Raw genomic sequence first — 20,550 nt, 5'->3', positions numbered from 1 at the left:
TTTACCCCATATTTTTCATTAAAATTTCAACAATAGGTATATCTGCTGGAGCCCAATCAAGAGTCATTAAGTCTTTTCTTTTTAACCATTTCTCACCAGTATGCTCACTAAGGACTAAATTTCCTTTTTTTATTTTCGTATAATATGCATGCATGGTTAATTTAAAAGAAGTATATTGATGATTGACAGTTGTTATATAGTCTAAAACTTCAATATCTGCAGATAGCTCTTCTTTGATTTCTCTTATTAACGCTTCTTCACTGGTTTCGCCAGCTTCGATTTTCCCGCCTGGGAATTCCCATTTTGAAGCGAGCTCACCGTCATTTTTTCTTCTTGCACAGTATATTCTATCTTGCTCGTCAGTGAATACTGCCGCGACTACTTCATAATGTTTCATAATTTATCACCTGCATTTATTTTATCATATTTACACTCTTAAGTAAGTGATATTTTAGGATTTTTTATATTATCTTTTAATTATTAATATTTGGTCAAAAATTAATTAATTTTTTCTTAAAATCAAGGATTTTTTCCTTGATTTTTCTTTGCATTCATGTATAATATTATAGGTTATTAAAATAGCGTTTAGAAATGCTTGACACGCCTAGATGTGTGGTGTATAATAATAACGCTTTAATATATAGTTAAAAATATAGGTTGCCCTGCAACCTTATAAAAATGACAAAAGCGCACCTCCCGGGTGTGTGGTAGGAAGGAGGAAAGTGAATGCCTACTATTAATCAGTTAATTAAAAAAGGACGTACTAACAAAACAAAGAAATCTAAATCTCCACAGTTAAACATTGGGTTTAATAGTTTGAAGAAGGTTTATACCGATCAATCTAGCCCTCAAAAACGTGGTGTATGTGTTAGGGTTGCGACTATGACACCTAAAAAACCTAACTCAGCTTTGAGAAAATATGCTCGTGTACGTTTATCAAATGGTGGAGAGGTTAATGCTTATATACCTGGTATTGGACACTCTTTACAAGAACACAGTGTTGTATTGATTAGAGGAGGTCGTGTTAAAGACTTACCTGGTGTTAGATATCACGTTATCCGTGGTACATTAGATACAACCGCAGTAGACAAAAGAAGACAAGGTCGTTCTAAATACGGAGCTAAAAGACCTAAATAATTTAATTTTAAGAAGAATTTGAAAGGAGGAATTGCATCATGCCTCGTAAAGGAAAAATTGCGAAGAGAGATGTTTTAGCGGATCCAATTTACAACTCTAAATTGGTAACTAAACTTATTAATAACATCATGATTGGTGGTAAAAAAACAACAGCTCAGTCAATTTTATATAATGCTTTTAACCGTGTACAAGAAGCAACTGGTAAAGATCCTATTGAAGTATTCAATGAAGCTTTAAATAATATCATGCCTGTCTTAGAAGTTAGAAGTCGTAGAATTGGTGGACAAAATTATCAAGTACCTAGTGAAGTTAGAGCTGATAGAAGAACAACTTTAGGTCTTAGATGGTTGGTACAATACTCTCGTTCTAGAAACGAAAGAACGATGGAAGAAAGATTAGCAAAAGAAATTATGGATGCTGCTAATAATACAGGCGCATCTGTTAAGAAAAAAGAAGATATGCATAGAATGGCTGAAGCTAATAAAGCTTTCGCTCACTATAGATTTTAATTTTTAGGAAAGGAAACACAAGTTATGGCACGTGAATATAGTTTAGATAAAACACGTAATATTGGTATCATGGCACACATTGATGCTGGTAAAACGACGACAACTGAACGCGTTTTATATCACACTGGTAAAATCCATAAAATGGGTGAAACACATGATGGTGCTTCACAAATGGACTGGATGGAACAAGAACAAGAACGCGGAATTACTATTACTGCTGCAGCAACGACGGCTTTCTGGAAAAATCATAGAATTAATATTATCGATACCCCAGGTCATGTGGACTTTACAGTAGAAGTATCAAGGTCACTACGTGTATTAGACGGTGCTGTAACGGTATTAGATGCTCAAGCCGGAGTCGAACCACAAACTGAAACAGTTTGGCGTCAGGCAAATGAATATAAAGTTCCAAGAATTGTTTTTGCAAACAAAATGGATAAGGTTGGGGCAGATTTTGCTGGGGCAGTACAATCTATCCAAGATAGACTTGGAGAAAACGCTGAAGCGATTCAATGGCCAATTGGGGCTGAAGACACTTTTAGCGGAATTATTGATTTGGTTGAGATGAAGGCTTATGATTTTGATGGAGGCATTAACGAGGAGTATGTAGAAATAGATATTCCATCGCATTTATTAGACGAAGCTAAAGCAAGAAGATCAAGATTATTAGAGGCTTTATCAGATTATGATGAAGACTTAATGATGTCTTTCTTAGAAGGTGAAGAAATTTCTGTTGAAATGGTTAAAGCTGCTTTAAGAAAAGCTACTTTATCAGTAACATTTTTCCCTGTATTATGTGGAACGGCCTTTAAAAATAAGGGTGTTAAATTCATGTTAGATGCTGTCCTAGATTATTTACCATCTCCAACAGAGGTTGCGAATATTAAAGGATATGATAAAAACGAAAATGAAGTAGCAGTTCCACAAACAGATGAAGCAGAATTTGTTGCCTTAGCATTTAAGGTTATGACAGACCCATTCGTTGGTCGTATTACATTCTTTAGAGTATACTCTGGGGTTGTAAATAAAGGTTCATACATTTACAATGCTTCAAAAGATAAGAAAGAAAGACTTGGACGTATTCTTAAGATTCATGCGAATTCAAGAGAAGAAGTTGATCAAGTTTATTCTGGAGATATCGCAGCTGCAGTTGGTCTAAAAGATACAATTACAGGAGATACTTTATGTAGTTTGAATACACACGTTGTTCTTGAGTCAATGAACTTCCCTGAGCCTGTAATCTCAGTAGCGATTGAGCCAAAAACACAAAAAGATCAAGCTAAAATGGGTGTAGCTCTTCAAAAACTATCAGAAGAAGATCCGACATTTAGAACTTATACTGATCATGAAACGGGACAAACAATTATTTCAGGTATGGGTGAACTTCACTTAGAAATTATTGTTGATAGAATGAAACGTGAATTTAAAGTAGAAGCTAGTGTTGGTAACCCACAAGTATCATACCGTGAAACCATTACACAAACAGCCAATACCGATGCTAAATTTGTTAGACAATCTGGTGGACGTGGTCAATATGGTCATGTTAAAGTGATCTTTGAACCTAACCCAGGTAAAGGTTATGAATTCGTTGATAAAGTTGTTGGTGGTACTGTACCAAGAGAATACATTAAAGTTGTTGATCAAGGTATTCAAGAATCACTTGCTGGTGGTGTTTTAGCGGGATATCCGTTATTAGACATTAAAGCCACTTTATATGATGGTTCATACCATGAAGTTGACTCTTCAGAAATGGCATTTAAGATTGCTGCTTCAATGGCTTTAAAACAAGTTAAACAATTAGGTGCACCTGCGCTTTTAGAACCAATTATGTCAGTAGATGTTGTTACACCTGATGATTATATTGGTAACGTTATCGGTGATTTAACCGCTAGACGTGGTAGAATTGAAGGACAAGAAATGCAAGGAAACGCACAAAAAGTTTCTGCAAAAGTTCCTTTATCAGAAATGTTTGGTTACGCAACGTCATTACGTTCAAATACACAAGGACGTGCAACACATACAATGCAATTTTCGCATTATGACAAGGTACCAAAAAATATTTCTGAACAAATCATGAAAAATAACGAGGAATAAGCCTCTTATTGATTTATTGATTGCAATATTTTAAAGAATGTTATAAAATAAATAATGATGTCAATTCATTATAAAAACAAATAATTTAAGAAAAAGGAGATATATAAAAATGGCTAAAGCTAAATTCGAACGTACTAAACCACATGTTAATATTGGTACAATTGGTCACGTTGACCATGGTAAAACTACTTTAACTGCTGCAATTACTACAGTTCTTGCAAGAGCTGGATATTCAGAAGTTAGAGATTATGCTTCAATTGACTCTGCTCCAGAAGAAAGAGCTAGAGGGATAACTATTAATACTGCTCATATCGAGTATCAAACTGAAACTCGTCACTATGCACATGTTGACTGCCCAGGACATGCTGACTATGTTAAAAACATGATTACAGGTGCTGCTCAAATGGACGGCGCAATCTTAGTTGTATCTGCTGCAGATGGAACTATGCCTCAAACTAGAGAGCATATCTTATTATCACGCCAAGTTGGTGTTCCAAAAATCGTTGTTTTCTTAAACAAAGCTGACATGGTTGATGATCCAGAATTAATTGAATTAGTTGAAATGGAAGTTCGTGAATTATTAGACGAATATGACTTCCCAGGAGATGACACTCCAATCATCGTTGGTTCTGCTTTAAAAGCATTAGAAGGCGACGCAGATAACGAACAAAAAATCTTAGACTTAATGGCTGCTGTTGACTCATACATTCCTGAACCAGAAAGAGAAACTGACAAACCATTCTTAATGCCAGTTGAAGATGTTTTCACAATTACTGGTCGTGGTACTGTTGTTACTGGTAGAGTAGATAGAGGATCAATTAAAACTAACGATAAAATCGAAATCATTGGTATTAGAGAAACATTAAACGCAGTTGTTACTGGTGTTGAAATGTTCCGTAAAATCCTTGATTACGCACAAGCTGGAGATAACGTAGGTTTATTATTACGTGGTATTTCAAGAGACCAAGTAGAACGTGGACAAGTTATCGCTAAACCAGGTTCAGTGACTCCTCATACATTATTTACTGCACAAGTTTATGTATTGAGCCACGAAGAAGGTGGACGTCATACTCCATTCTTCTCTAACTATAGACCACAATTCTATTTCCGTACAACTGATATCACAGGTGTTATTCAACTTCCTGAAGGTGTTGAAATGGTTATGCCTGGAGATAACATTGAAATGCAAGTAGAATTAATTCACCCAATCGCATTGGAACAAGGAACTAAGTTCTCAATTCGTGAAGGTGGACGTACAGTTGGCGCTGGATCAGTTGTTACAATTTTAAAATAATTTTATAATTGAACACCCTTTTCTTAAGGGTGTTTTTTTTATGTTTTATTAAGTTTTATCTTCGTCTTTTCTTTTTTAAATATATGAACTATGATATAATAATATGTGAAATTTTTTGTTTATATTTAAATAATATTTAGGAGTGAAATCATGGAAAAAACAATCCAATCAATGAAGTTTTTAGGACTTGATATGATCAATCAAGCCAATAGTGGACATCCAGGAATTGTCTTGGGTGCTGCCAACACAGTTTATACCTTATATACTAAACATTTAATTGCTAATCCAAATGAACCTCTTTGGTTTAACAGGGATCGATTCTTTTTAGCTGCAGGACATGGGTCAGCGCTTTTATACTCAACCTTGCATTTGGCTGGTTATGATATACCTATGAGTCAAATTAAAGAATTTAGACAATTAAATTCTATGACACCAGGCCATCCTGAATACAGAGAAACTCCTGGAGTGGATTCTACAACAGGTCCTTTAGGACAAGGGATGTCAATGGCAGTTGGAAATGCCTTGGCAGAAAGTTACTTAGCAGCTAAGTTTAATACCAAAGAATACCAACTTGTAAATCATTATACTTACGCTCTATGTGGAGATGGTGATATGCAAGAAGGAATCACCTTAGAATCTATGGCTATTGCAGGTAGATTTAAACTTAATAAATTAATTGTCTTGTTTGATTCTAATGATATTCAACTAGATGGACCGGTTGATATGGCTCAATCAGATAACATTGAACAAAAAGTAAAATCAATGAATTGGGACTATCAATTGATTGAAGATCATCATGATTTAGATGCTATATCTAAAGCGATAGAAACGGCTAAACAATCGGATAAACCATCTTTCATCGAAATAAAAACAATCATTGGAGAAGGCGCATCTTCTGCAGGAACTTCAGAATCTCATGGTAAACCAATTGGGGTTAAAGAAACTGAGGCTATGAAAAAAGCCCTTGCTTATGATAAAGGCATGTTTGAAGTCTACGATGAGGCCTATGAAGAATTTAGAACAAGTTTTATTGATAGAGGACAAAGTGCTTATAAGACTTGGATGAAAACTCTAGAAAAAGTCAAAGAAAAGAATGTTGAATTATATAAGCAATTTAAGGATATTATTGATAACAAGTTATCAATTGATTTTAAAGAAGTGTTTAAATATGCTAAGGTTGGATTGAATGAAGCATCTCGCTCAACTATGGGTAAATTAATTCAGCTTGCTAGTGAACATATTCCACATATGATTGGTGGGTCTGCAGACTTAACATCTTCAACCAAAGCCAAAGGTATTGATGGTGATTTTGATTATAATCACCGAACAGGAAGAAACATCAATTTTGGTGTTAGAGAACATGCCATGGCTGGCATTGTGAATGGGATGACTTTACATCATTTAAAAGCTTTTAGTGGAGGATTCTTTATTTTCTCTGATTATATGAAACCAGCCATGAGGATTGCTGCTTTGATGCATATACCATCTATATATATTTTCACTCATGATTCAGTAGCTGTCGGAGAAGATGGGCCAACCCATGAACCGATTGAACAATTAACCATGTTTAGAGCCATGCCAAATACCAATGTATTAAGGCCTGGTAACGCTTATGAAGTAGAACATGCTTTACGTTTTGCTTTAGAAGCAAAAGAAACACCTACTGTCATTGCTCTTACAAGACAAAATATCCAAACAAAAACAAAAGTAGATTATGATACTTTTAAAACAGGCGCTTATATTGTTAAAGACTATGAACATGCTGAAGCTATTTTCATAGCTACTGGATCTGAATTAGAATTAGCTTTAGAGGTACAAGATAAGTTAGCCAAAGAGCATAATATACAAACAAGGGTGGTTTCTATGCCATCTCAAGAATTATTCTTAAAACAGCCTAAAGAAATACAAGAAAGAGTATTACCAAAAAAATGTAAAAATATTATCGCTATAGAAATGGGTGCTTCAATGTCATGGTATAGATTTGCTCATAAGGTCTATGGTATCGATGAATTTGGAAGAAGCGGTAAGGGAGAAGAAGTTATTGATTTCTTTGGCTTTACTGTTAATAAAATTGTTAAAGACTACTTAAAAGAATAAATGATTACAAGGAGGACCTATGTTAATTGATTCTCACGTTCACTTAAATGATGAACAATTATTTACAAAAATAGAAAGCTTAATTGATAAGGCAAACGCAGTTGGTGTAAGTGCCTTTGTTGTGGTTGGTTATGATATTGATTCATCAAAATTAGCTATTGAACTTGCTAATATGTATGATTCAATTTACGCACTTATTGGTATCCACCCAAGCGAAGCATCGTACGTAAAAGATAGTGATTTAGAATGGATTGAAAAAAAGTTATCTCATCCTAAAGTAAAAGGTATCGGTGAAATTGGTTTAGATTATCATTGGGATAAAAATTTAATGGATAAACAAAAAGCTTTATTTATAAAACAAATTCAAATAGCCAATAAACATAAAATGCCTATATCAGTTCATATGAGAGATGCTACTGAAGATACTTATCAAATAATTAAAACATATAAAGATAAAGATCTTCCAGGTGTTATGCATTGTTATTCAGGATCAAAAGAATCTATGCAACAATTTATTGATTTAAATATGTATATTTCTTTGGCTGGACCAGTCACCTTTAAAAATGCTAATACACCTAAAGAAGTTGCGGCTTCTGTTCCAATGGATAGGCTATTGGTAGAAACAGATTCACCTTACTTGGCTCCAGTACCTTATAGGGGTAAACAAAACCAACCAAGAAATGTGGAATTTATTGCTAAGGAAATTGCTAAAATAAAAAACATATCTTTTAAAGAATTGGCTGAAAAAACTTATGAAAATACAGTCAAATTATTTAACTTAGAAGAATTAAAGAAAGAGGCTAAATAATGGGTTTAACCGCAGGTATTGTTGGTTTACCAAACGTTGGTAAATCAACCTTATTCAATGCCATCACCAAGGCCAATGTTTTGGCCGCAAATTATCCTTTTGCGACCATAGAACCTAATGTTGGTGTCGTTGAAGTTCCTGATCACAGAATTAAAGCACTAGAAGCTATGTATCATCCTAAAAAAACAATCTATACTGGATTTGAATTTAGGGATATTGCTGGGCTTGTAAGGGGAGCATCAAAGGGTGAAGGTTTAGGAAATCAGTTTCTCTCTCATATTCGTACAACAGATGCTATAGTCCAAGTCATTCGTTGTTTTGATGATGATGAAGTGACCCATGTAGATGGCTCTATAGATCCTTTAAGGGATATAGAAACCATTCTTATTGAGTTGATTTTTGCTGATATGGAAGTTATAGAAAAAAGATTACCTAAACTAAAAAAACAAGCTTCTTTAAAAGCGGATAAGTTGATCGTTCATGAATTTGATTTGTTAACCAATCTTTTAGCCCACTTGAAAGAAGAAAGACCTATTCGTTCTTATCCACTAGATAAGGACGACATAGCCATCATAAAAAACTTTTCATTTTTAACAGCTAAACCTATGATTTATGTATGTAATGTTGCTGAAGATGAAATTGAGATGGAAAATGAGTATGTTAAACAAGTAAAAGAATTGGCTGTAAATGACCAAGCTCAAACAGTTATTATTAGTGCTAAAATTGAACAAGAACTTCAAACGTTAGATGAAGAAGATAGGCTTGAATTCATGGCTGAGATGGGTATGGAAGTATCTGGTTTAGATCAGTTGATAAAAGTATCATATCAAACTTTAGGATTAAGGACTTTCTTTACCGCAGGGGAAAAAGAAGTTAGGGCATGGACCTTTAAAGACGGAATGAAAGCTCCTGAGTGTGCTGGTATTATTCATAGTGATTTTGAAAAAGGTTTTATTAGAGCTGAAACCATTCATTTTGATGATTTAATGATGGCAGGAAGTGAAGCGAAAGCCAAAGAAATGGGTAAATATAGACTTGAAGGGAAAAATTACGAAGCCAAAGATGGCGATATATTTAACTTTAGGTTTAGTGTTTAGGTATAAGTATGAAAGACACTAGTCAACAAATCTCTGATTTATCTTATCAACTTGTACAATTATTAATTAAAAAGAATTTAAAAATTTCTTTTGCCGAGTCAATGACTGGGGGTTTATTTGCCAGTGAATTGACTCGAATAGAAGATGCATCAAAAGTCTTTAAAGAAAGTTTTGTTGTCTATTCTGATCAAGCAAAAATAAATGTATTGAAATGTAAAAAAACAACCATTGACCAATATACAGTTTACTCCAAACAAGTCATTGAAGAAATGCTTTTGGGTTTAAGAAAACAATCTGAAGCGGACATTTTGGTGGCGGTTTCAGGGATTGCTGGTCCAAGAACTTATCATGGTTTGGATATTGGTACAGTTTATATTGGTATAGATTATCAAGGACAAATTATCAATGAGAAACATCATTTTAATGGGGATAGACAAGAGATACGCTATCAAACATTAATTTTTACTTTTAATAAGTTAATCGAATATTTGAAAAAATAAGAGGGGTATCTATGGATTTCTTAAAGTTAACTAAAAAACAAACAGGTTATGTTTTCATTCTCGCTTACTTAATTTCTTTTATTGTTGGTATTATTTCTTTCTATGCTTTTGAATCAGTAATTGATAATGTATTGTTATTAAGCTTTGTAGCAAACCTTATGATGACCATTGTTATTTTCGCTTTCAGTTTAATAACTAAGAACTCATCTATGTATGATCCTTATTGGTCAGTCATACCTCCGGTAATTATTTTGTGGTGGGTTTATTACCAAGCAGTTATGATTGATTTAACCACTGTTTTATTAATCGTTGGTATTATGTTGTGGGCCATTAGATTGACTTATAATTGGTGGAAAAACTGGACTGGTTTTAAGGAACAAGATTGGCGTTATGACCTCATAAAAGAAAAAACTACAAAATATTATTTATTGTCTAATTTTGGCGCTATCCATTTGATACCTACCTTGGTCGTATACATTCAATTAATCAATGCATATGAAGTAATAATTAAGGGTGGATCTATTAATATTTGGATCATATTAGGTTTTGTTCTAATGTTATTTGCGACATCCATTCAATTTTTAGCTGACAAGCAAATGTATGAATTTAGACAAAACAGAGATAGCAAATCACAAATTATTGATCGAGGCATATGGTTGTATTCAAGACATCCAAATTACCTTGGAGAATTATCAATTTGGGTGGGTGTTTATTTAATGTATTTGGGCATTAGTAAGACCCTTGATATGAATATTTTATATCCCCTAGCCATGATAGCTTTATTCTTATTTATTTCTATACCTATGATGGAAAAGAAACTAGAAAATAGGCCAGGATTTAATGATTACAAGAAGCAAGTTTCAATGTTGATTCCTTATCGAAAGATCAAGCAAAAATAAATCCTTTTCTTTCTTATTTTAGATATAAATATAGATGTTGACAAGATTTAGGTTATAAGTTATAATTTTAAGGACAAGATAGATATAATCTATTGAATTTAGGACGGTGGACAATGAAAAATTTAAAGAAAGTATTTTTAGCATTTGTAATGGCTTTTGCTATATTGGCTGTTACAGCATGTTCAGGATCAGAAATTAATAATGTTGATGAAGATTTTTTAGAAGCGGGATATCATCAATATACGTACAAAAACTCAATTGCTGTTAACTTTGATTTGGATAAACGTTTAATTCAAGCTCAAAGTACAGAAAATGCTGAACCTACAGTTGATAAAGTTTCAACAACTTCAATGTTTATTCCAGTAGATAGAATGTCTTTAGAGTTAAGAGCTTTAATCTTAGCTGAATACGATATCGAAGATAAAGCATTCACAAATCTTACACCATTCACACTTGAAGAAGATGTAGATTTAAAAGTCATTGATGGAATGGACTATAATGTATACGTTTATGGCGATTTTGAAACTTTAGAAGATGATAGTATCGATAGCAAAACTGCAGTGATTATTGAATTTCCTTCTGAAGAATATTTAAGAGAAGTTCTTGAAGTGAGTCAAGTGATTCAAGCACAATTAGAAGGAAAAGTCGAAGAAGATCATATCAATGGTTCTTTATTATTGTTAGTACCTTCTAATAGAATGACTCATTATGATGACATTGTTAGCATTTTTAATCAAAGTGAGAAAGAATAATAATTATTAATAATTAAAAGCGAGTTTCTCGCTTTTTTTATTGGACAAAAATAAGGCTTTATGATATAATTCTAAAAGTGATTTAACCTTGCTGCTTAGGCGGCAAAACCTTGCTGCTAATGCAGCCAAAGACCAAAAGGAGGTATACTATGAAAAGATACGAAATTATGTACATCATTCGTCCTAATCTTGAAGAAGAAGCTAGAAAAGCGTTAATTACTGAAGTAAATAACATCTTTACTAAATTCGATTCTCAAGAGCCTAAAGTGACTGAATGGGGCATGAGAGATCTTGCTTATGAAATTAATGACTTTAAAAAAGGTTACTATGTTATCTTAGATGTTCAAGCATCTAGCGAAGCAGTGAACGAAGTTGACCGTGTTATTAAAATCAAAGAAGATGTTATTCGTCACATTGTTATCGCAAGAGACGAAATGTAAGGAGAAATTAGAATGTTTAATAAAGTTGTATTAATCGGTCGTTTAACGAGAGACCCAGAATTAAGACATACCAATAACAACATTCCTGTTTGTAGTTTTTCTCTTGCAGTGAATCGTCCTTATTCTAATAATAATGGAGATAAAGATGTTGATTTCATCAACTGTACAGCTTGGAGAAAACAAGCTGAAAATATTGCCCGTTATGTTTCAAAGGGTTCTTTAGTTGCAGTTGAAGGAAAACTTCAGACTGGCGAGTACATGGATGAAAAAATCAATGCGAAAAGATATACTACAGATGTCGTATGTGACTCTGTGACTTTCCTTGATAGCAAATCACAAAGAGAAGATAATAATCCAAGTCAAAACTACAAACAAGAAGAAAAAATTGATACAGGCAACTTCAATGATATTGAAGATGACCTACCATTTTAAAAAAGGAGGATTATTATGGCAAGACCAGGATTCAAATCAAATAGACGTAGAAGTCGTAAAAGATGCTATTTCACTGAAAACAAAATAGCTTACATAGATTTCAAAGATCATGAATTACTAAGAAGATTTATTTCAGATAGAGGTAAAATTCTTCCTAGACGTGTTACTGGAACCAACGCTTATTACCAAAAACATTTGGCAAGAGCTATTAAAAGAGCACGTTTCATGGCTTTATTACCTTACGTAAAAGAATAGATTTTTTAAGGCTCAATGTGAGCCTTTTTCTTTTGAAAATAGATAAATTTTTAAATCTTCATGGTATAATATGATAGATTAGATAGAATGACCCATATTTTAATATGACTTATTCTATGTTATAATAGTCTATCATTAAGAAAGTAGGAGAAAATTATGAAAAAGTTCTTTAATAAGTTTCATATATTCCTGACATTCAATTATGTTTTATTGGTGATATTATCTTTTGTTTTTCACTTTATTCACCCCTTATATAATTTGTATATTTATACTTTTTTCAATATTGTTATTTTCATTATTTTTATTGGTATTTTATTATTTGAATACATATCAAGACAAAGAAGATTGCGTATTGAACAACTTGAAACAAAGATTAGAGAAACCAACGCTATTAATAAGAGAAAGTTAAATAATGAAGACATTGCTTTAAACTATTTACCGGTTGGTATCATTATTTATGATGATGATTTCAATATTTCTTATGCCAATAACGCTGCTAAAGAATATTTTTCTAATGTTTTGGTTGAAAGACCTTTATGTTTATTAAATAAAGACTTATGTGATAATGTTGAAAAACGTGTTGGAAAATTTATGGTGGAGTTGTACGATAAATTATTTGATGCTGTTCATTATCCTAAAAATAAGACAGTTTATTTCTTTGAAGTAACTGAAAGAGAAGAAATAAAAAAGAAATATTTTGAGAATCAAAATGCTGTTGGAATTTTATCTTTAGATAACTATGTAGAAGCCACAACCAATATGGATTACCAAACCAAATCTTCTATAGAAGGATCTTTACTTGGGATTTTAAATCATTGGTGTGAAGAAAATCATATTTATTTTATTTCTTTAAGAGTAGATAGGGCCATTATAATTACTAATCGTAAGAAAATTGATGAGTTTATCGAAGAAGGTTTCCCTATCTTAGATCAAATTACTGCTAAAGCAGAAGAAAAGGATATTCGAGTTTCCTTATCTATGGGTATAGCCTCTTTTGATGAAGATGCATCAAGACTTGGTGAATACGCTGAGGAAGCATTAAAGTTAGCCATAGATCGCGGTGGCGATCAAGTGGTTGTTAACTTTAAAAATCAACCTATTAAGTTTTTTGGTGGTCGTTCTAATACTGTTGAAAAATCTTCTAAAATTACTGCAAAAGTAAATTCAAATGCATTGAGCGATTATATTGCTGAAGCTGAGAATGTATATATTATGCCACATAAAACAACTGATATTGACGCTTTAGGAGCGGCTATAGGTTTATTGGAAATGGGTATAGCCAAGGGTAAGGCAATTAAAATCATTATTGATTTTGATGATATTGATCAAACAACACAAAAAGTATTTAATATGTTAGAACATGAATATATTAAGTTGTTAGAATATGTGATTGAACCTCAAGAAGCTTTAAATAAGGTTAACCAAAATACCTTACTTATTATTGTTGACCATCATTCACCAGTTCAATCCAATGCACCTGAGATGATAGATAAGACAAAGAATATTATTGTTATAGATCATCATCGAAGAATACATGAAGCTATTCCGGATTTATTAATGAACTATGTTGAACCTTATGCTTCATCTTCGGTTGAACTTGTCACTGAATTGGTAGATTTTTTTGAAGATGAAATTGAAATTCATAAATTTGAAGCAACCATTATGTTGGCGGGAATGATGATTGACACCAATAATTTTTCTCATAGAACTGGCGCTAGAACATTTGAAGCAGCTGCTAAATTAAGAAATTTAGGCGCAGATCCATCACAAGCTAGGTTAATCTTAAGAGAATCACTAGATGATATTAGAACTAAATCAAATTTGGTTAATAAAGCTAGAATTATTGATGATAGATTTGCCATTACTTCTTTGGATGAAGTAGAGACAACTGATCGAGTCCAACTTGCTAAAACAGCAGATGAATTATTAGAAATCGATAACATCATCGCTGCTTTTGCTGTGGGTAAATTGGATGGTTCAACCATCGGAATTTCTGCTAGGTCTGTCAGCAACTTTAATGTGTCTGTGATGATGGAAAAATTTGGTGGTGGAGGCCATTTAAATAATGCCGCTGCCCAAATTAAGAATTCAAATACGGATGAAGTTATAGATAAAATTGAAAAATTAATAGAAAGTACATATAAGGAGGAAACGACCATGAAAGTCATTTTGATTAAAGATGTTAAAGGTAGAGGTAAAAAAGGTGATGTGATTGAAGTCGCTACAGGTTATGGCAATTACTTGTTAACATCAAAACACGCAATCAAAGCCAATACTGCCAATATGGAAGCTCTAGAGAGAGATTTAACTGAAAAAAAAGAAAAAGAAGACAAGGCTCATAAAGAAGCTTTAGAACTTAAAGAATTAATCGAAAAGAGTCCTATTAGTCTTTATGTAAAAATAGGTGATACTGGTAAATTATTTGGTTCAGTCAATACCAAACAAATCGCTGATGAACTAAAAAAACAACATAATATTATTGTGGATAAACGTAAAATTGCTTTAGATGATAAAATTAACTCTTTAGGTAATTTTGATATTGAAGTTAAGTTACATAAAGATGTTGTTGCAACGATAGATGTTCAAGTATTAGAAAAAGAATAGAGGGTATTTATGGAGATTAAGACACCATATTCTCAAGAAGCAGAAGAATCAGTATTAGGTTCCATCTTTTTCAGTGAGAGCGAAATAAAAACCATAGCGGATAAGTTGACTGTAGAAGATTTTTATAATCCTTCACATCAAGAGATATATGAAGCCATTTTAAAGTTATTTAAAAATGGTAATTCTATTGATGCCATTACCGTCAGCAATTTCCTTGAAAATATTAATACTTTAGAAAAAGCAGGTGGAAGAGAATACATTGTCTACCTTTCTTCAGTAGTGCCTTCAACTGCCAATTTGATGGAGTACATCAATATTGTTAAAGATAAGTCAGTCTTACGTAAACTTCAAGAAAGTTTTACATCTTTAATTGAAGCCTCCCGTTCTGTTGAAGATACGCCTCATTTTATCGATCAAGTAGAAAAAGAAATATTTAATATTACTAAAGATAGAAGATCAACTGATTTTGTTAATATAGCAGAAGCTGCTGAGAAAACTCTAGCTAAAATTGCTGAACAAGCCCAACATGCTAATGAAATTAGTGGTCTAGATACGGGTTATTACCAATTCAACCGATACACCTTAGGTTTACAGCCTTCAGATTTATTAATTGTAGCTGCTAGACCAGGGATTGGGAAAACAGCCTTTGCTTTAAATTTAGCATTGAATATTGGGATGTTGCCTAAGGCACCTCATATTGCCTTTTTCTCATTGGAAATGGGTGTAGAACAATTGGTGATGAGATTGTTATCTTCAGTTTCATCTGTAGATAATACATCTTTAAGAAAAGGTGATTTAAAACAATACGAGTGGGAAAGATTACAAACAGGTGTTCATAATCTTAAAGGCTCAAATATCTATTTTGATGATTCTGGTACTGTACAAGTATTGGATTTAAGAAGTAAATGTCGTAAATTAAAACAAGATAATAAATTAGATTTAGTGATTGTTGACTACTTACAGTTATTAAGTGGTTCACAACATAATAAGGGAAATAGAGTACAGGAAGTATCTGAAATTTCTCGGGTATTAAAAGAAATGGCAAGAGAGTTAAAAGTGCCTGTTGTGGCGCTTTCGCAATTATCTCGTAATCTTGAACAAAGACCAGATAAAACACCAAGAATGTCAGATTTAAGAGAATCTGGATCTATTGAACAAGATGCGGATATTATTATTTTCTTATATGTTAAAGAAGAAGATAAACAAGATGAATCAAGACAAAACATCACACAATTTGTGGTGGCTAAAAACAGGCATGGACAACCTGGGGATTTTGAGTTGTTATTTAACAAAAACACTTCTAAATTCTCTGGAGAATTTAATAGCGGACTGAAGGGGTAATATGTTAGCAGATAGATTAGAACAAATAGAAGAAAGATATACAGAGATTGGCAAGCAGATGTCAAATCCTGAAGTAGCCACGGATATTAAAAAAGTTACAGAATTAGCCAAAGAATATTCTAAATTAGAAAAAACAGTGGTTAAATACCGTGAATATAAACAATTATTAAGCCAATTGGATGGATTAAAGGAAATGTCTAAAGAGACTGATCCTGAAATTAAAGAAATGGCTGAGATGGAATTGGAAGAAATTAACAATAGAATTCCAATACTTGAAGAAGAGTTAGAATTATTATTAATTCCTAAAGATCCTAATGATGAAAAAAATGTTATCGTTGAGATTAGAGGGGCAGCTGGTGGAGATGAAGCTAATATTTTCGCTGGAGACCTATTCAGAATGTATAGTAAATACGCTGAACACATGGAATGGAAGATAGAAGTTTTATCAGCTGAACCTAAAGAAGCTGGTGGATATTCACAAATTGAATTTATGGTTTCAGGAGATAGTGTATATTCTCATATGAAATATGAATCAGGGGTTCATAGGGTGCAAAGAGTACCTCAAACTGAATCCTCTGGAAGAGTTCATACATCAACAGCGACTGTTGTTGTCTTACCAGAAGCTGAAGAAATTGATTTTGAAATAGATATGCAAGACATTAGGGTTGATACTTATTGTTCTTCTGGACCAGGGGGTCAATCAGTCAACACCACCAAGTCAGCGGTTAGGGTTACCCATATACCAACAGATACAGTAGCTCAATGTCAAGATGGGAAGTCTCAACATGAAAATAAGGCTTCTGCCTTAAAAATCTTAAGATCAAGACTTTATGATAAAATGCTTCAAGAAGCTCAAGAAAAAGAAGCTGGAGAAAGAAAGTCTAAGATTGGTACTGGAGATCGTTCAGAGAAAATTAGAACTTATAACTATCCACAAAACAGGGTGACTGATCACCGCATTAACCTAACCATCCAACAATTAGACCGTATTATTGATGGAAGATTAGAAGCAGTGATTGAAGCTTTAATTTCTGAAGAACAAAAAAGAAAGTTAGAAAAACAATAATGGCTACTTATAAACAAGTTTTACAAGATGCAAAAAAACAAACTAGAAAAGTCAATAAAGAAACCAGTGCAACTGAGTTACTCATGTTGCATTTTTCTAAGTTAGAACCCACGGATTTATATTTAAAATATGATGAACCTATGCCCCAAGAAAGCCAAGATGAATTTTATAAGGCTTTAAGTTTATATTTAGACCATAATAAACCTGTTCAACAAATTATTGGCTATGTCTATTTTTATGGTTATAAATTTAAAGTCACTGATCAGGCTTTAATACCTAGATTTGAAACAGAAGAATTGGTTGCGAATGTCTTAATGTTATACGATGAGTATTTCTCTAATAGACAAGTATCCTTGGTTGATATTGGGACTGGATCTGGGTGTTTAGCTATCTCTTTAGCAAAAGAAGAAGCTCATTTTAAAGTTTCCGCAACGGATATATCTCATGAAGCTCTAGCATTAGCTAAAGAAAATGCTGATTTATTAAATGCTGATATTGATTTTTATCAAGGAGATATGATTGATCCTGTAAAGAATCAAAAATTTGATATTTTAGTATCTAATCCGCCTTATATTCCTACCATTGAGCAAGTAGACCCTTTAATATTAGATAATGAACCCCATTTAGCTTTGTTTGGTGGGGAAGATGGTTTAAAATTCTATAAACAAATCATCAATGACTCAAAAACGATATTAAAAGATAAAGCCATGATGGCTTTTGAACATGCTTATGATAAGGCTGAAGAGATTAATAAACTGGTAAAAGAAACTTATCCACAAGCTGAAGTTTTTACTCTAAAAGATATGCAAGGACTGGATAGGATGACCTTTGTTTTAATTAATTTAAAAAAGAAAGAAAATCAAATTTAATTAAAATATTATTTTAATTAGAAAGAAATTTTCTTTTTTTTCTGAATATTTTTCAAGAGAAAGCATTTGACATTTCAAAAAAAGTCTTTATATTATATAGTGAAGTGAGGTAGAATATATGTCAAAAAAATTAGTCATTGTTGAATCACCTACAAAATCAAAGACAATTTCACAATATTTAGGTAAAGACTATGAAGTGAAATCATCTGTAGGACATATACGTGATTTAGCCACAAAAGGTAAGGGAGGATTAGGTGTTGATGTTGATAAGGATTTTCAACCAACCTATGAAATTATCTCTGGAAAGAATAAAACAGTATCTGAATTAAATAAGGCTTTAAAAGACGCTGAAGAACTTTACTTAGCAACTGACCCTGATAGAGAAGGGGAAGCTATTTCTTGGCATCTTAAAGAAACTTTAAAAATAAAAAATCAAAAAGTATACCGTGTTGAATTTAATGAAATTACTAAAGAAGCCATTTTAAATGCTTTTCAGCATACAAGAGATATTGATGAGCATTTAGTATCTTCTCAAGAAACAAGAAGAATTTTAGACCGAATTATTGGTTTTAAATTATCAAAATTATTACAAAGTAAGATTAAATCTAAATCAGCAGGACGTGTACAATCGGCAGCTTTAAAACTGATTGTTGATAGAGAAAAAGAAATATTGGCTTTTGTTCCTGAAGAATATTATGAAATTTATGCAAAATTTAAAGATATTGAAGCTGGACTTCATCAAATAGATGGTGAAAAACCTAAAATTTCATCTGCTAAGGAATCCAAGGACTTGTTGGATCGTTTAGATGAATTGTTTACAGTAAGTGAACTTTCAAAAAGACAAATCAAAAATAATCCAAACAAAGCTTTAACCACATCTTTATTGCAGCAACAAGCCTCTAGTCGTTATGGGTATTCTTCATCAAAAACTATGTCTTTAGCATCTAATTTATATGAAGGTATTGATATCGGTAATGAAACTGTTGGTTTAATTACTTATACGAGAACTGACTCAACCAGATTGTCAGAAAGTTTCGTTAGTAAAACTCGGCAATATATTCAAGAAAACTATGGTAAAGAATATTTGGGATACTACCGAACTGATCATAAAAAACAAAATGTTCAAGATGCCCATGAAGCGATTAGACCTACAGATATCTATCGAACACCTGAGTCTATTAAATCAGCCTTAAGTAAACAAAAGAACGGGTCTCAATTATATAAACTATATAGCTTAATTTATTATAAAACCTTAGCTTCATTAATGAAGGCTTCAAAAAATGAAGTCACAACCTTATTATTAGAAAATAATGGCTTAGTTTTTAAAACAACAAGTTCAAAACAATTGTTTGATGGATATTTAAAGGCCTTAGAACATATTGATCAAAGACAAAATCAACCTGCTTTAGATTTATCTCAGTTTAAAGAAGGCGATCAATTAAAAGCTGATGAAGTTTATGATAAACAATTATTCACTAGCCCTCCAGCTAGATATTCTGAATCTAGATTGATTAAAGAAATGGAAGAATTAGGAATTGGTAGACCTTCAACTTATGCACAAACCATTTCTACGATTATAAAAAGAAGATATGTTGAGTTCAAAGAAAAGAAATTTTTCCCAACTGAACAAGGGACTCTGACTATTGAAAAATTAGAGAAATTCTTTAAAGAGTTTATTTCAGCGGATTATTCTAAAAATATGGAAGAAATATTAGATGATATTGCTGAAGGTGATGAGAAACAATTAAAAGTATTAAGAGAATTTTATGACTATTTTATGCCTTTGGTCGATCACGCTAGACAACATATGGAAAAAGTAGAAGCTGAAGAAACAGGAGAAATGTGTCCGAAATGCGGCTCTCCTATGGTTTATAGGATGGGTAGATATGGAAAATTTGAAGCTTGTTCAAATTTTCCTACATGTAAATATATAAAACCCAATGAAAAAACTAAAGAAAAAGCTTTTGATACTGGGGTTGAATGTCCTGAATGTAAAGAAGGAACCCTTGTTTTAAGAACTGCTAAATCAGGAAAAAACAAGGGCAATCAATTTTTAGGTTGTTCAAGATTCCCTAAATGTAAATATATTAGCCCTTATGAAGTGGTTAAAGAAAACTGTGACCAATGTGATAATGTTGTTGTAAAAGATAAAGAAGGTAATGTTTTTTGTGTTGATGGAAAAAATTGCCAATAATCACAAAAACATCAAAATGATATGGTAAACTTTATATAAACTACATGATGTAGTTTAAATTTCCCTTAAAGTGTGAGAGCACTTACCCTTCCTAAAAAATCCGTCTTCTAATAAGATGGATTTTTTTTCTTAATAGTTTATTCAAATCTTATTTTATGATAT

General features: G+C 32.4%; 19 protein-coding genes. 18 read left to right on the top strand and 1 reads right to left on the bottom strand.

The annotated features are described in order from the left end of the window. Position 1: 1 nt before the first annotated feature. Positions 2 to 397 carry a (deoxy)nucleoside triphosphate pyrophosphohydrolase gene (locus tag HF295_RS05200; protein ID WP_312031120.1) on the bottom strand — a complete coding sequence of 132 codons (396 nt, stop codon included), beginning with the start codon at positions 395 to 397 and terminating at the stop codon, positions 2 to 4. A 329-nt stretch (positions 398 to 726) separates the two neighbouring features. Here HF295_RS05200 and rpsL point away from each other — a divergent pair, with 329 nt between their 5' ends. From rpsL to topA, 18 genes are all read left to right on the top strand, one after another. After that, on the top strand, positions 727 to 1,137 hold the full coding sequence (gene rpsL, locus HF295_RS05195) for a 30S ribosomal protein S12 (RefSeq protein ID WP_312031119.1): 411 nt from the start codon (positions 727 to 729) through the stop codon (positions 1,135 to 1,137). 38 nt (positions 1,138 to 1,175) lie between these two features. Next, positions 1,176 to 1,646, top strand: a complete 471-nt coding sequence (gene rpsG / locus HF295_RS05190; protein ID WP_312031118.1) for a 30S ribosomal protein S7 — start codon at positions 1,176 to 1,178, stop codon at positions 1,644 to 1,646. 24 nt (positions 1,647 to 1,670) lie between these two features. Then, positions 1,671 to 3,740 carry an elongation factor G gene (gene fusA / locus HF295_RS05185; RefSeq protein ID WP_312031117.1) on the top strand — a complete coding sequence of 690 codons (2,070 nt, stop codon included), beginning with the start codon at positions 1,671 to 1,673 and terminating at the stop codon, positions 3,738 to 3,740. 109 nt (positions 3,741 to 3,849) lie between these two features. After that, on the top strand, positions 3,850 to 5,034 hold the full coding sequence (gene tuf / locus HF295_RS05180) for an elongation factor Tu (RefSeq protein ID WP_312031116.1): 1,185 nt from the start codon (positions 3,850 to 3,852) through the stop codon (positions 5,032 to 5,034). A gap of 150 nt (positions 5,035 to 5,184) precedes the next feature. Continuing rightward, the gene (gene tkt / locus HF295_RS05175; protein WP_312031115.1) at positions 5,185 to 7,131 is read left to right on the top strand and encodes a transketolase; all 1,947 of its coding nucleotides are present in this window, start codon (positions 5,185 to 5,187) and stop codon (positions 7,129 to 7,131) included. 19 nt (positions 7,132 to 7,150) lie between these two features. Beyond that, positions 7,151 to 7,939 carry a TatD family hydrolase gene (locus HF295_RS05170; RefSeq protein WP_312031114.1) on the top strand — a complete coding sequence of 263 codons (789 nt, stop codon included), beginning with the start codon at positions 7,151 to 7,153 and terminating at the stop codon, positions 7,937 to 7,939. Beyond that, positions 7,939 to 9,036, top strand: a complete 1,098-nt coding sequence (gene ychF / locus HF295_RS05165; protein WP_312031113.1) for a redox-regulated ATPase YchF — start codon at positions 7,939 to 7,941, stop codon at positions 9,034 to 9,036. The genes HF295_RS05170 and ychF overlap by 1 nt, the downstream gene beginning before the upstream one ends. 8 nt (positions 9,037 to 9,044) lie before the next feature. Next, complete coding sequence (locus HF295_RS05160) at positions 9,045 to 9,536, top strand: CinA family protein (RefSeq protein WP_312031112.1); 492 nt, start codon at positions 9,045 to 9,047, stop codon at positions 9,534 to 9,536. Between the two features lie 11 nt (positions 9,537 to 9,547). Next, complete coding sequence (locus HF295_RS05155; protein WP_312031111.1) at positions 9,548 to 10,435, top strand: DUF1295 domain-containing protein; 888 nt, start codon at positions 9,548 to 9,550, stop codon at positions 10,433 to 10,435. 113 nt (positions 10,436 to 10,548) lie between these two features. Continuing rightward, on the top strand, positions 10,549 to 11,187 hold the full coding sequence (locus HF295_RS05150) for a hypothetical protein (RefSeq protein ID WP_312031110.1): 639 nt from the start codon (positions 10,549 to 10,551) through the stop codon (positions 11,185 to 11,187). Between the two features lie 149 nt (positions 11,188 to 11,336). Next, positions 11,337 to 11,627, top strand: coding sequence for a 30S ribosomal protein S6 (gene rpsF, locus HF295_RS05145; protein WP_312031109.1), 291 nt, complete (start codon positions 11,337 to 11,339; stop codon positions 11,625 to 11,627). Between the two features lie 12 nt (positions 11,628 to 11,639). Next, positions 11,640 to 12,059: a single-stranded DNA-binding protein gene (locus tag HF295_RS05140; protein ID WP_312031108.1), complete on the top strand. Its 420-nt coding sequence runs from the start codon at positions 11,640 to 11,642 to the stop codon at positions 12,057 to 12,059. 15 nt (positions 12,060 to 12,074) lie between these two features. Then, on the top strand, positions 12,075 to 12,314 hold the full coding sequence (gene rpsR, locus HF295_RS05135) for a 30S ribosomal protein S18 (protein ID WP_312031107.1): 240 nt from the start codon (positions 12,075 to 12,077) through the stop codon (positions 12,312 to 12,314). Positions 12,315 to 12,470: 156 nt separating this feature from the next. Continuing rightward, a complete protein-coding gene (gene rplI / locus HF295_RS05130) occupies positions 12,471 to 14,918 on the top strand; it encodes a 50S ribosomal protein L9 (protein ID WP_312031106.1) in 2,448 nt (815 codons plus the stop codon). Positions 14,919 to 14,927: 9 nt separating this feature from the next. Beyond that, positions 14,928 to 16,259 carry a replicative DNA helicase gene (dnaB, locus tag HF295_RS05125; RefSeq protein WP_312031105.1) on the top strand — a complete coding sequence of 444 codons (1,332 nt, stop codon included), beginning with the start codon at positions 14,928 to 14,930 and terminating at the stop codon, positions 16,257 to 16,259. A 1-nt stretch (position 16,260) separates the two neighbouring features. Further along, a complete protein-coding gene (gene prfA, locus HF295_RS05120) occupies positions 16,261 to 17,325 on the top strand; it encodes a peptide chain release factor 1 (RefSeq protein WP_312031104.1) in 1,065 nt (354 codons plus the stop codon). Beyond that, positions 17,325 to 18,194, top strand: coding sequence for a peptide chain release factor N(5)-glutamine methyltransferase (prmC, locus tag HF295_RS05115; protein ID WP_312031103.1), 870 nt, complete (start codon positions 17,325 to 17,327; stop codon positions 18,192 to 18,194). Before prfA ends, prmC begins: the two co-directional genes overlap by 1 nt. Positions 18,195 to 18,312: 118 nt before the next feature. Then, the gene (gene topA, locus HF295_RS05110; protein WP_312031102.1) at positions 18,313 to 20,388 is read left to right on the top strand and encodes a type I DNA topoisomerase; all 2,076 of its coding nucleotides are present in this window, start codon (positions 18,313 to 18,315) and stop codon (positions 20,386 to 20,388) included. Positions 20,389 to 20,550 lie beyond the last annotated feature (162 nt).

The sequence above is a fragment of the Hujiaoplasma nucleasis genome (assembly GCF_013745115.1).
In the GTDB taxonomy this organism is placed as follows: Bacteria; Bacillota_I; Bacilli_A; order Izemoplasmatales; family Hujiaoplasmataceae; genus Hujiaoplasma; species Hujiaoplasma nucleasis.
The sequence above is the reverse complement of the archived record's forward strand: the minus strand, read 5'-3'. Positions and strand labels throughout refer to the sequence as shown.